Annotated in this window: 11 protein-coding genes; 2 read left to right on the forward strand and 9 right to left on the reverse strand. The window is 35.9% G+C overall.

Features of this window, described 5'->3' with window-relative positions; genetic code table 11:
* Nucleotides 1-219: 219 nt before the first annotated feature.
* The 5 genes from nth to G7Y56_RS14405 form a co-directional block, all read right to left on the reverse strand.
* Entirely contained in the window at nt 220-873 is a 654-nt protein-coding gene (gene nth / locus G7Y56_RS14385) for an endonuclease III (RefSeq protein WP_165044508.1), read from the reverse strand.
* Between the two features lie 76 nt (nt 874-949).
* The gene (locus G7Y56_RS14390; protein ID WP_165044510.1) at nt 950-3,067 is read right to left on the reverse strand and encodes a peptidylprolyl isomerase; all 2,118 of its coding nucleotides are present in this window, start codon (nt 3,065-3,067) and stop codon (nt 950-952) included.
* A gap of 107 nt (nt 3,068-3,174) precedes the next feature.
* Nucleotides 3,175-3,789, reverse strand: a complete 615-nt coding sequence (lptC, locus tag G7Y56_RS14395) for an LPS export ABC transporter periplasmic protein LptC (RefSeq protein WP_165044512.1) — start codon at nt 3,787-3,789, stop codon at nt 3,175-3,177.
* 76 nt (nt 3,790-3,865) lie between these two features.
* Nucleotides 3,866-5,173 carry a hypothetical protein gene (locus tag G7Y56_RS14400; RefSeq protein ID WP_165044514.1) on the reverse strand — a complete coding sequence of 436 codons (1,308 nt, stop codon included), beginning with the start codon at nt 5,171-5,173 and terminating at the stop codon, nt 3,866-3,868.
* Nucleotides 5,160-5,888: a type III pantothenate kinase gene (locus G7Y56_RS14405; protein WP_165044516.1), complete on the reverse strand. Its 729-nt coding sequence runs from the start codon at nt 5,886-5,888 to the stop codon at nt 5,160-5,162. The genes G7Y56_RS14400 and G7Y56_RS14405 overlap by 14 nt, the downstream gene beginning before the upstream one ends.
* Nucleotides 5,889-6,031: 143 nt before the next feature.
* On the opposite strand from G7Y56_RS14405, the gene G7Y56_RS14410 reads away from it, so the two are divergent.
* On the forward strand, nt 6,032-6,745 hold the full coding sequence (locus tag G7Y56_RS14410; RefSeq protein ID WP_165044518.1) for an archaeosortase/exosortase family protein: 714 nt from the start codon (nt 6,032-6,034) through the stop codon (nt 6,743-6,745).
* Nucleotides 6,746-6,748: 3 nt separating this feature from the next.
* On the opposite strand, the gene G7Y56_RS14415 is transcribed toward G7Y56_RS14410, so the two are convergent.
* The 3 genes from G7Y56_RS14415 to G7Y56_RS14425 form a co-directional block, all read right to left on the reverse strand.
* A complete protein-coding gene (locus G7Y56_RS14415) occupies nt 6,749-7,915 on the reverse strand; it encodes a glycosyltransferase (RefSeq protein ID WP_165044520.1) in 1,167 nt (388 codons plus the stop codon).
* Between the two features lie 97 nt (nt 7,916-8,012).
* The gene (gene lysA, locus G7Y56_RS14420) at nt 8,013-9,170 is read right to left on the reverse strand and encodes a diaminopimelate decarboxylase (RefSeq protein ID WP_165044522.1); all 1,158 of its coding nucleotides are present in this window, start codon (nt 9,168-9,170) and stop codon (nt 8,013-8,015) included.
* 25 nt (nt 9,171-9,195) lie between these two features.
* Complete coding sequence (locus G7Y56_RS14425; RefSeq protein WP_165044524.1) at nt 9,196-10,509, reverse strand: aspartate kinase; 1,314 nt, start codon at nt 10,507-10,509, stop codon at nt 9,196-9,198.
* A gap of 123 nt (nt 10,510-10,632) precedes the next feature.
* Between G7Y56_RS14425 and G7Y56_RS14430 the strand changes: the two genes are divergently transcribed.
* Nucleotides 10,633-12,954 (forward strand): family 20 glycosylhydrolase, encoded by a 2,322-nt coding sequence (locus tag G7Y56_RS14430; RefSeq protein ID WP_165044526.1) that lies wholly within the window; start codon nt 10,633-10,635, stop codon nt 12,952-12,954.
* 62 nt (nt 12,955-13,016) lie between these two features.
* Here the strand turns inward: G7Y56_RS14430 and G7Y56_RS14435 are convergent, their stop codons facing one another.
* On the reverse strand, nt 13,017-13,454 hold the full coding sequence (locus G7Y56_RS14435) for a hypothetical protein (RefSeq protein ID WP_165020838.1): 438 nt from the start codon (nt 13,452-13,454) through the stop codon (nt 13,017-13,019).
* Between the last annotated feature and the right edge of the window lie 255 nt (nt 13,455-13,709).

Here is a 13,709-nt window from a genome sequence, read left to right on the forward strand (position 1 = left end):
GTATTGAACGAATCAATACATAATTCCCTTGTACTACTCTTTATTGTTTATTGTTATCATTTAGTCAAAGATCGCTTCTTTTTTTATCAACTTCATGCGCTGCGTTCAGCGGTGAAGCGGGTGCAAAGATAAGTATTAATTATACGGAACTCCAAACATTTCAAGAAGTTTTTTTCAAATAAAAACAAAATAATTACAAGTCTCCTAGTTTTAAGCAACTTACAAAAGCTCTTTTTTTCCTATTTTCAAGAAATATTTGCAGCACATAGTTAAACCGCATTCTTCACATTTTGGTTTACGAGCCAAACAAATATATCTTCCATGCAAAATAAGCCAATGATGTGCTTTTGGCAATAGCCGTTTTGGGATGTATTTCACTAATTCTTTTTCGGTCTCTAGTGGTGTTTTAGAGTTATCGGTAAGTCCAATTCTATTAGATACTCTAAACACATGTGTATCGACTGGCATTGCCGGCTTCCCAAAAGCTACTATAAGCATTACATTCGCAGTTTTACGACCAACCCCAGGTAATGACTCCAACTCTTCAAGATTCTGTGGCACCTCGCCCCCAAAATCGGCCATCAATTTACGAGCCATACCGATTAAGTTCTTAGCCTTATTATTGGGATAAGAAATACTTTTGATATACTCATAAACAACTTCAGGCGAAGATACAGCCATTACTTCTGGCGTAGGGTATGCCTCAAACAATGCCGGTGTAACCATATTTACTCGTTTGTCGGTACATTGAGCCGACAAAATCACAGCTATCAGTAAATGGAATGGCGAATTATAATGCAGCTCTGTTTCGGCCACTGCCATATTTTGCTCAAACCAATTAAGGACTTTTGTATAGCGCTCTTTCTTTGTCATTACAAATATTAAAAACACAAAATCCCTTATAGACAAACTACAAGGGATTTTATGGGTTATTATAATAATTCCAGTATTACCAGAATTTAACTCTGTTATCTTTCACGTCCATTTTACCTTGAAGTGCTTGCAATGCTCCAGACATTAGCTGATAATAGCTATTTTGACGTAGAAATTGTTTAATCTGAGTAGAATTATACTCTGTTGGACTTTCAGTTTTTTCCACAACATTGATTGCATAAACACCTGCACGCCCTTTAACCGGACCTTCTAATTTACCTGTTTGCCCTATTTTTGAATATATATTCAAAACAGGTTCGTAACCCGGTCCTGCAATATCTCCGGTTTGGAAAGTAACAAACTTAACAGTATCGACCTTGCCTGCAACAGCATCTGCATAGGCGTCTAAAGACGTTAGATTTTTAGCCTTCAAATCTGCAATTATTTTTTCAGCTTTCTTATCTCTGATAAGTTCTGCTTCCAATCCTTTTCTCAATTCAGACAGAGGTAAATAATCGTCATTTATCTCTCCTGCAATTATTGCAATTATTCGCTTGTCAGACATATCGAATTTCTTCACTGTTCCTACTTTTTCATTGAAAGCCCAGTGAATAACCTGACGTGTACCTGCTGTTTGATTCAAAGCTATCTCTGATGGAGAAATTAGAGCATCTGGTACAATACTGTATCCTTTTGCTTGAGCTGCTTTGTTGAAATTCTCCAAGTTTCCATTTTCACTAATAAATTGATTCAATTCATTATCAATAGCACTTTGTGTTTTATCACTAACAACTACCGGTAATTGAACCACAGCCAATTTCACTTTCGGAACGGGATTAGATTTACCTGCAACGCGTACCAATTGAGTCTCTCCATTTATAGCGATCTTCAACACCTCACCTTTTGCTGCTTCAAAGCATTCTTTAGGAACACCAGCTCTGGCTAAGCTCATCTCGTCTATCATAGGCAATTCTCCGCCATTTGAACCCGGCATAATCTCATTTGCCACAACGGCAAATTCTTTTCCACCTTTTATTACATTCAAAAGGCTATCTGCAATTGCATTAGCTGCATTAAACTCCAGTCCTTGAGGCAATGGTATTATTTGCAATTTTATAGAATCCGGAGCAATTGTTTTATCAACTAATTTATACATTATAAATGATTGATTATCACGAACCGGTCCATAAATCTGACCAATAGATGCTGATTCTACAAAAGCTTTTGCCTCCGCAGGAAGAGCTGAAACTGCTATATATGTATCGATATATTGATTACCCGAAAAGCCTGCAACAACTAATGCCGGATTATCTGTAGTAGCCAATTTTTCTGCACCTTCATCCATTTCAGCTTTTACAGCAGCATAATCATCTTCACTTGGGATCATATCTTTTATAAAGTATGATATCTTACGAAGTTCGCTATCTATTTTAAAGCTATTCTTACGTAAATCGTAAAGAGCTTTTAATTCTGCATCAGATACGGTTACCGAAGAATCTGAAAGAGATGTATATTTTTCAACAACATAAGCGATACTCGCTACATTTTTAGAATCTGTATATGCAGCTTTCGCTTCTGCATCATTTACGAGAACTGTTCCTGCAACAAGCGATGCGTATTTTTCTTCAAGGCGTTGATATTTCAACATGCCTTCTATAGTCGCCCATAATTTTTTGCGGGTTAACAGGTCTTGTTGTTGCTGCGGTGATAAAGCCGACGGATCTTTATTTATATCTGTTAAAAACTCAACTAAATAAGCTTTTTCAAATCTTCCGGTTTGAGGGTCAACAAATATAGGTAATCTCGCAAGCATCGGAGAAACATTTTCTCCATAAACCATGTCCGACAATTCTTCGGGAGTTACAGCTAAGCCCAAAGCTTCCGATTGCTCATCAAGCATCATCTCTTTAACCATTTGCTGATAAACCACTTCTCTTATCTGAGACATAGTAGCTTCGTCTAAATTACTTTTATTAGACATTACTTTTTCGAAGAATTCTCTTTCTTCAACTCTATCGGTATATTTACCAGTAGATACAACATCTCCGTTTACTGCAAATGCATTGTCCTTAAATTTATTAAAAAAAGCATTTCCTGAAGTGAAGAAATCTGACAAAATAAATGCCAGTAATGCCACTCCTAAAACACCGATAAGCAAGCCAGCCCTGCCTCTAATTACCTGTAATGCAGCCATCTAAATTTTTATTATTGTTATTTTATTACTATTCTATTTTACGAATAATTTACATTCAGCACGCGAAGATAATAAATTGAGATTAAATTCCACTCAAAATTAGCAGACTATTCTATTTTTTCTTCGTCCGCCTCATTATCTTCATTTACATATATCTCCGAATTTCGGACTTTTGCGAATTTATATTCTGTCATTTGCTGATTCGCCTCAAAACCGCCACTTCCTCTCAAAATACCTTTTTCGGGTCTGTTGATTTCTACAAATTGGTTTGAATATATTTTTTGGTCGCGTTGGTCCCAAAACAATTCTTCACTGGCAAAGGTTTCCCCAACACTATTTCGAATAAATACATTACCTCGTAACTGCCATAACTTACGTTTTTCGAAATTCCAAACGGAATCGGCTTTCACTGTTAATATTATATTGAATAAAGAGTCAAATTGCTCTCCATAAAAGCCATCTGGAAATAACCAATAAGGATCTTTAGCTTCGCTAAATACCAACCAAGTCTTCGCTAACATTTTATAGCGAATAAGACCAGAGTCCGATATAAGCATCGTTACGCTGTCGGTATTCAACATAGGTATAGAGTCTGGATTATAAACCAAATCGACAGGCTCATCCGTTTCCTTCTTTTCTCCGAACATAGAATAGGCTACAAGTACTATTATTGCTAATATCACTACTATACTAATCACCTTCTTCGATTTGAACTTTGACATCACCCTATAAACTATAATTCGTAGAAAAGAACGAGCCCCAATAATTTATTGAGGCTACCATCTATCTATTATTTATTTAATATACTTTCTTTTTGAAGAACCACAGCTCATTCATATTTACATTGACTGATATTCCAAAATATTGCTCGTCAATCATACTGCTTACTTCCGGTTTTATTTTCTTATACTCCAAATTTATATTCAAATAAGAAGTTCTGCTACCAAACGACTCTCTGTCTCGTAGTGGTATCCCAAATCCGATAGTAGCACCATACTCATTAAAACCATTTATTTCACCTGCCGAGTTCATAACATTCAGATACGAATTACTATAATTAGCCCCTGCTCTAAATTTAACTCTTTGAATAAAACTTCTTGATAGCGGATCCGGCGTAAATTCTCCTCCGACACTATATTTCCATCTATCATTGAAACGATCTGACGCTTTAAGTCCATCGCCCATCAGCGATGAATATTTAACTTTAGTCCAACTCTGGTACAGAACATCAGCTCCTACTACTAATTTATTTTTATGAACGAGAGTAAAACCGAGCCCCACAGTAGAAGGCATACCTGCATTTACACCATTTACGGCTAAAGTATCGATAGATATTGTAGATCCAGCCGCTGTAAACTCACGATGTAAGTTCTGAAAATTGGCTGTAGTATTCATAGAAGGAGAAAATACAGCTCCAAGAATCAACTTATTATTTTTGTTTAATTGTGTTTCATATTGCGCTCCAATATCAAATTTAAACGTTTTCATGGTCAACTCACTAATTTCAGTGGATAGGTTACCATAAGTACTCAAATAAGAAAGGCTACGTGTATGACTTAGTGTACCAAATAAGAACGACGCATTTGCTCCAACCGATAATCCTTTCACAAAAGGTGTTTTATATCCCACTCCAGCATATATTTGGCTAAAACCACCTGATCCATTAAAAGTACGAATATAGTTCACCGAACCTTCTGTGCCCGAAGCTCCAAAGTCGTACCCAACACTACTGAATGGTAATATACCTGCACTGACACCGATTCCCTTGCCTACCGGCATTAATATTGTAATATAATCGAGTCCACCGTTATAGTCGGAACGCGATCCCGAATTATCACTCAATTTTGCTTTATTTGCAAAAACACCCACATCAAAAAGGAATGTAAGCGAGTCAACTCCCGAATACGAAGCCGGATTCGATGGGTTAGCACTTAAACTATTGCGAAGTCCATAACCAATTCCACCCATACCTTTGGATGGTCCTACGACCTGATCCCTTAAGACTCCATAACCATATCTACTATAAGGAGAATTTGTCTGTGCTCCTACAGAGCAAAAGAAACAAGCCATAATGGCTATGAGCAAAAGTTTTTTATTCTTTAACATTATAATTCAATATTCTGTTTAATCCTTTCAATACTAAGTCTATATCAACAAATACAGGCTCTTTCAATTGCGATTCTATATATTTTGTATGCCCTCCGGTAAGAACAACTTCTATATCCGGATATTTTGTAGAAAAACGTTCTATGTAAGAGCGAATCTCATAAATTACACCATTTATCACTCCTGCTCTGATCGCCGTTTCAGTATCATATCCCATATTTGTGAGTTCTCCATAGCGGTCTATCAAAGGAAGCTTCCCTGTATATTTATCTAAAGCTTTAAATCTCATACTTATACCGGGCGATATATTTCCTCCATAATAATTAGACAGGCTATCAATAAATTCGTAAGTAATAGCAGTCCCTATATCTACAACCAATATATTCTTTCCCGGAAAAATTTCATTTGCTCCTACAACTGCAGCTAAACGATCTTTTCCTAATGTTTTAGGTGTTTTATACCTATTGTTTATCGGCAAAAGCGTATTCTCATCTATAAACATAAAATTAGGCAAATTATTATTCAAATATGCCAAAATTTCGGGTGAAGCGTGTATCACACTACAGAATATACATCTTTCGACAGTATAATGGGCTAATAATGAAGAACAAACATTTACGTCAAAAATATCGTAAAGAAATGTCTCGATAAGTACACCAGCTTCGAAAAAAGCGACTTTGGTTACAGTATTACCCTGATCTATTACTAAGTTCACCTAAAAACAGTATGAAATTTGTGCAAAGTAAATTAAAAAAACTTAGTTAACAGACTTTTTAGATAAAATGTCATATTTTTTTTATCTTAAAAATATTAATTATACTTATTCTTAATATCTTCGCATAGCAATCAAACTACGCGATGGATATAACAGCAAAGTTAAGTTCGAACAAATATTTCAAAATAATAGAGCCATTTAAGGATATTATATGGTTTCTCTTCTTATTTATTTTATTCGACCTGATCTGGAAGCTATGTGTCCACCAAGGTGTAGACGAAAGAGTATTACTTGTTTTGGGTAACGATCTTACATCTTATACTGACGGGATATGCCTCTGGACTGCTAAAGCTGTGTATTGGACTGTGCATACTTTATTCGGATACTCTGATTTCAAAATAGAAGGCAGTACCATTTTCTTCGACGGTTCATTACGCGTTGACATCATTTGGGGTTGTACAGGGCTGAAACAATTATTTATGTTTCTGTTTATCATGGTGTTTTATTTTGGCCCGATAAAAAAGAAACTATGGTTTATACCGCTATCACTTTTTATCCTTCTTATAATAAATATACTTCGCTTAGCGATTATATGTATAATCATAAAAGATCCTTACCCTCTGTGGTTCATTCCTGTTAACGAGTGGTACAATGGTCGCACCTGGGAAAATACAAGAGCAAGCTATTGGGTATTTTACGTGGATTGGTTCAATGTTTTTCACCGTGATGTATTCACTTGGCTATATTACGATGGTGTAATGTTTGTATTATGGCTGATATGGGAAGAAAAGATCAACAAACCATTCCAAAGACTAAAGGCTAAAAGTGCAATAAACACTCAAGAAGTAGCTGAATAAATATCAGCGTTTAAATCTGCGCTGACGACTCCTGTATTTCAGATTATAGATGGGTTGAAATACATCTGCTACCAACAAAGAAAAGTGGAATTTACCTGAACAAAAATAACTGGCTGACTTATTGAGTACAACCAATTGTAATATCAGCCGCAGTAAAAAGATAAAAAGAACTATCCCTAATAACGCCCAGTTTTGAAATACAGCAGAATAAGCAACTAATCCAACCAAAGCAAGATAAAAAACATAGCGCGAAAAATATTCTAAAGCAAATATTTTCACTGCCTTACCTTTAAAATGAGGTTTCGCCGACGAATAAGATTTCTTTATTTGTTTCCACAGAGACGAATTATCCATGTTAGTTTCTATAAAGCTGTCTTGCGACGCTACTACCACGGTATTTTCTCTTGTCAAAATCTGATTAAGAAAGACCACTTCTCCACTTTCCAGTCCAAGAAACGATGCAAAACCCTTATTATCGAAAAACAAGCTTTTACGAAAGGCAACATTTCTGTATACACCTATAAATGGTTTATTTCTGATAGCCATAGATAAATATTGCATACTGAATAAATGATTATCGAAGCGAGCTATGCGATTAAAGAAACTCTTCGATTTTCTATAATATGAATAACCTAAGGCAACTTCTTTATCATCTTTTAGATTCTTCACCATCAACGATATCCACTGATCAGAAACAGGTTGCGAATAAGGTTCGGTAAACAATAATACATCTCCTTTTGCAGCTTTTATACCCAATGTGAGTGCTAATTTTCGACGACCGAAAGATCTATCGCTAGAGTTAGGCACATAAGTATGATACAAGTTCGGATATTTAAGTCGGAGCGATTGTAGTAGATCGTAACTCTCATCGGTAGATCCGTTATTTACTACTATAACTTCAAAATCGGGGTAATCCTGCTCTAAAATCAAGGGCAAACTTTTCTCCAAGCGGTAAGCTTCATTCTCCGATTCTATTATAACAGAAACCTTAGGCTTATTTTCTAAAAATCGTCCTTCTCTATTAGCTTCTTCCTGCTTACGCGCATATATTAAAGGCTTTCTATAATATATTACGTAATAAAAGATTTGTAATAAGAAAAACAGGAAGAAAAACGATAACCCGATAATTTCTATCTTGTCAAATATAAAGTAGGATAAGATTTGCTCCATTTTAGTTTACTTGTTCAAAAAAAAACGTGTTTCGCAAAAAAGCGCAAGAGCCATATCTTTTCATACGACCCTTGCACATTATTAAATATGTCTTTAATTATATTTTGTCCGAAAAATATGCTTTAGGAATCTCTCTGCAATTATATTGCGAAGCCATTATCTCTCCATAAGCACCCGCTGAACGAAGTGCAATGAGATCTCCCCTTTTTGTTTCGTTCAATTCGTAATCTTTAGCAAAGGTATCCGACGATTCGCAAATAGGCCCTACTACATCATATTTCTGTACTGGCAGATCCGATGATATATTTTCTATTTTATGATATGCCTGATACAACGCTGGACGAATAAGATCGGTCATACCGGCGTCTAAGATAGCAAATTTTTTATTCTCGCCTTCTTTCACATAAGTAACTTTTGTCATTAATGCACCACATTGAGCAACAATACAACGACCTAGTTCGAAATGAGCAGTTTGTCCTTCACGCAATTGCAAGTTCTTATGAAATAACTCGAAGTACGCTACGAAATCAGAAATCGGATTAGCTGTTGGATCTTCATAATCGATACCCAAACCACCACCAAGGTTAATATGTGGCAATTGAATACCTCTTTCTTCGAAGAACTTTTGCAATTCATTTACACGTGCGCAAAGCGGTGCAAATGTAGTTACATCTTCTATTTGAGAGCCAATATGAAAATGGATTCCTATCAGACTTATATTCTTTAATGTTCCAATTTTCTCAATAACCTTATCCAAGTGATTCATATTGAATCCAAATTTATTCTCACTCAGTCCGGTAGTGATATATTCATGCGTATGTGCATCCACATTCGGATTGATACGCAGTGCGACTTGCGCTAATTTACCTTTTTTAGCAGCCAGTTCATTTATAACTTCCAATTCGGGTAACGACTCAACATTGAAACAAAAGATATTATAATCTAATGCTACATTAATTTCCTTATCAGTTTTACCAACACCTGCAAAAACTATTTTAGAAGCAGGAAAACCTGCAGCCATAGCTGCTTTTACTTCGTTTCCGCTAACACAGTCCGCACCAAAACCTTCGGTTGCTATTACTTCCAGGATGCGACGGTTTGCATTTGCTTTTACTGCATAATGCTGAATAAAACCATATTTTTTAGTCTCTTCTTTTACAATCTTAAGCGTTTTTTTCAAAAGCTCCATATCGTAATAATAGAAAGGCGTCTCTATACCTTTAAGTTTGTCAATAGGAAATGTTCCTTTTGTCATTATTGTTATAATTAAGAATTAAAATTTAATTAAATAGCTTGTCATTCAATATTTGTAATGTTTTCTCTTTATCCTTTCGTTGTATAAGGAAAGAGAAATTGTATTTACTTCCGCCATACGAAACCATACGAACAGAAATATCCTTAACAGCATCGAGTATTTTTGCTGCAAGCTGAGCATCTTCGAAATTCAGATCACCGACAACCGATATAATCACCATATTGCTATCGGTAGACACTGTTCCATACTTCTTGAGATCATCTAAAATATGTTGAAGATTTCTATCATTATCAATAGTCAGCGACACACCTATCTCAGATGTTGTCAACATGTCGATAGAGGTCTGATAGTTCTCAAAAACTTCAAATACACGACGAAGGAAACCATGAGCAAGAAGCATTCTCCCCGATTTTATTTTTATTGCTGTAATATTTTCTTTTGCAGCTATTGCCTTTATTGTATGAGGCTCTATTGCATTCGATATAACAGTTCCCGGAGCTTCCGGTTTCTGCATGTTCTTTAAACGTACAGGTATATTAGAAAGTTTAGCCGGAGATATACATGTAGGATGAAGTATCTTAGCCCCAAAGTATGCTAATTCGGCAGCCTCATCGAAGTTTAGCTGACGAACGGGAGTAGTATCCTTTACATAACGGGGATCGTTATTTTGCATAACATCTACATCAGCCCATATCTGTATTTCTTCTGCGCTGACAGCCGCACCAATCAATGATGCTGTATAATCGCTACCTCCTCGGTGAAGATCATCGATCTCACCGTATGCATTACGGCAAATATATCCTTGCGTAATGTAAATATCCGCACCTTCGGATGCATTGAGCAAAGCGCTTAGTTTGTCTTTTATATAAACAGGGTCGGGAGTAGAGTTTTTGTCTGTACGCATAAAATCGAGTGCAGGCAGCAAAACTACATTTAATCCTTTTTGTTTTAGATATATATAAAATAACTCCGAGCTGATAAGTTCGCCCTGAGCCATCACAACCCGTTCTTCGAACAGTGTGAAAAGATCTTTTGTGAAAGATCGGATATGATTGAATTTGTCTTCAATAAATTGATCGGCCTGACTTTTCGCATCTTGATTTACGAAAAGTTCAGAAACTAAATTCTGAAAATGAGATTGAAGCCTATTAATGATTTCAATAGCACCTTCTTGATTCTTTTTATATAAATAATCCGATATTTCGGCCAAAGCTTCTGCTGTACCACGCATCGAAGATAGAACAATTATATTACCTCGCTCTTGCGTTGCTATTGTGGCAACATGCCCTATTTTTTCTGCTGTAGCTATAGATGCACTACCAAACTTTAGAACCTTCATCTTTAATTCATTTAGATATTTTCGTCATGCAAAAATACAAAAATTTCGAGCATTTATTTCACAATAAACACTATATTTGATAAGATTAATCAAATTAAACACATTTTTCTAACATTCTGAGCCATGTACAAATACTTTACATCTATCATTTTTACTATTTTAATCATATCATGTGTTCAGGACAAAGATTTCAGACTAGCAGACTACAATGTCGTTCCTTTACCACAAGAAATAAAATTAACAGAAGGCGATCCATTCATATTGAATAAATCGACCAAAATTGTTTATCAAAAAGAGAATAATAGTCACCGAATACTAGCCGAATTTCTTGCCAAAGACCTATCTGACATAACCGGTTATACAATAAATATTGGAGAAAGCGCAAGCACATTAACCAACAATATATTCCTCAAAAACACTCTCGAAAACGAAAATAAGGAAAGCTACACTCTCTCAATAAATAAAGACAATATGACAATCGATGGTAGTAGCGAGGCTGGCATTTTCTATGCCATACAAACACTACGCAAATCGATACCAACAAGTGCCAAAGACTATATTGAATTCCCTGCCGGAGAAATAAAAGACTTTCCATACTATAAACATCGTGGTGCTTCGCTCGATGTATCACGACACTTTTTTTCAGCGGATTTTGTCAAAAAGTATATCGATGTATTAGCATTGTGCAATATGAATGTTTTTCATTGGCATTTAACCGATGATCAAGGATGGCGCATCGAAATAAAGAAATACCCTAAATTAACTGAAATAGGCTCGCAACGAGATTCAACAATTATAGGCAGGCATACAGCCACATTCGACCACACTCCTCATGGCGGATATTATACTCAAGACGAAATAAAAGATATAGTTGCCTATGCTGCTCAACGACATATAACTGTTATTCCGGAAATCGATCTTCCCGGACACATGTTGGCTGCACTAGCTTCCTATCCCGAATTGGGCTGTACAGGAGGACCATACACTGTAGGTTCTGAGTGGGGAATATATGAAGACGCACTATGTGCAGGAAACGAAGATGTATTCTCTTTCCTCGATAATGTATTCAGCGAAGTGGCAGAGCTATTCCCATCTCAATATATACACATAGGCGGCGATGAATGCCTGAAAAACAGGTGGATGGAATGTCCTAAATGTAAGAGCAGAATGAAAGAACTGAGATTGCATGAAACAAAAGAACATTCTTTAGGTGAGCAACTCCAAAGTTATTTTATTGCTCGTATAGAAAAGATGATAAACACAAAGGGAAAACAAATAATCGGTTGGGATGAGATACTTGAAGGTGGGATTGCACCCAATGCAACGATAATGTCGTGGCGAGGAACAGAAGGCGGAATTTATGCTGCCAATAAAGGGCATGATGTAATAATGACTCCCGAAGCATACCTCTATCTCGATTATTACCAATCGCCTGATGTCGATAAAGAGCCGTTTACGTTTGGCTGGCTGACCGATCTAAAGAAAGTGTATTCATACAACCCTATGCCAGCAGGATTAAATATTAATAGCAAAAAACACATACAGGGTGCACAAGTAAATATATGGTCAGAATACATGCCTACAAGTAAAAATGTAGAATATATGTTACTACCCCGCATGGCTGCATTAGCTGAAACACTTTGGACAAATCCGGAGAAGAAAGATTATAACAATTTCGTTTCACGCCTTTACAATCTATCGGAACACTTCGATAGATTAGGTTATGAAAATTGCAAACAAGCCTATGGAGTCCAAGATTCTATTGTTATAGATACAACCATGAACGAGATAAGGATATATTTGTCAACATTTGACAACAGCCCCATTTATTATACTACAAACGGAGAAGAACCGACGAATAAATCGACACTATACAACACCCCTATTACTATAAATAATGATATGACCATAAAAGCTATATCAGGAAAGAACAAAGGGAATCCATATACGAAAAAATTTGTATCGCATAAAGCAATAGCAAAACCCATACAACTTAAACATGAGCCAGCCAGCCGTTATTCATTCAATGGAGCAACAACTCTTGTTGACGGACAGCTAGGCGCGATAACCAGTTACCGAACAGGCACACGGATAGGATTCTTAGGCACAGACATGGAAGCTATTATAGACATGAAAAACGAAACTGAAATATCTTCAGTCGTTATAAATTGCTTTGTAAACACAAGAGGCGACCTGTTCAAGATGAAAAGACTTACAATATTAACTTCGGATAATGGTAAAGATTATAAACAAATATATAATGATACTTACCCTATTCCCGGTAAAGATGTTTCTCCTATGATCGTAAGTATAGATGCGAAATTCACTCCAATAAAGACAAGATATGTAAAAGTTATAGCCGAATCGATCAAGACCTTACCCGACTGGCATAAGAAAAAAGGCCAGAAGGCATATCTTATGATCGACGAGATAAAAGTTTACTAAAAATACAAAGTCCAATATTCGATTTAGAATATTGGGCTTTGTATTTTTATAGTAGTTTTTTCTTAACCGAAAAAACCACCTATTGTATCTAAAAGACCACCTTTCTTATTTGCCTTTTCGCCTATAAATGCACCAATAACAGACTCTACACAGAAATCTTTCTCATTCGGATCATTCACTTTATTCGAAATAGCTTTTATAATAGGAGGAACAACTGAAGTCGAGATACTATTGGCTATTTCGGTACTTAATCCCACTTTTTCAGTAAGAGTATCACTAACGGCCTTCTTTAGACTGTCTACAATAGAATGGCCTTTCCCTGAAAAAAGATCGGTAAGTCCTGAAATATTATCTGACGTAAAATGTTCCCTGAATCCATTAATTACAGCAGCAGTTGTAGCCTCACTGGCCAGGTCTTTTTTATCACTTGGCACTGCGGAGTTTTCGTCCACAGCATTTGCCACGAACTCTTTTACATAACCGATTATACTATATAACATTTTTTCTTTTTTTACGAGATTAATAGGATATTCCCTGAATACTAAAACAATGGAAAACAAAATTAGTTTTCAGAAAATATAGATTAAAACTGATGTATATATATTTTTATATATTAATAAGATTTTGTTAGAAAAAGCAACTAAAAAAGGTCATAACCTGCATATACAGAACATTGCCAATATTACTCTATTGCCTACTTTATCGGGGAAGAGGCACAACAACCAAATTATTTTTCAAATATTACGATTAAGGGT

It is taken from the genome of Dysgonomonas sp. ZJ709 (assembly GCF_011039195.1).
Taxonomy (GTDB): Bacteria; Bacteroidota; Bacteroidia; order Bacteroidales; family Dysgonomonadaceae; genus Dysgonomonas.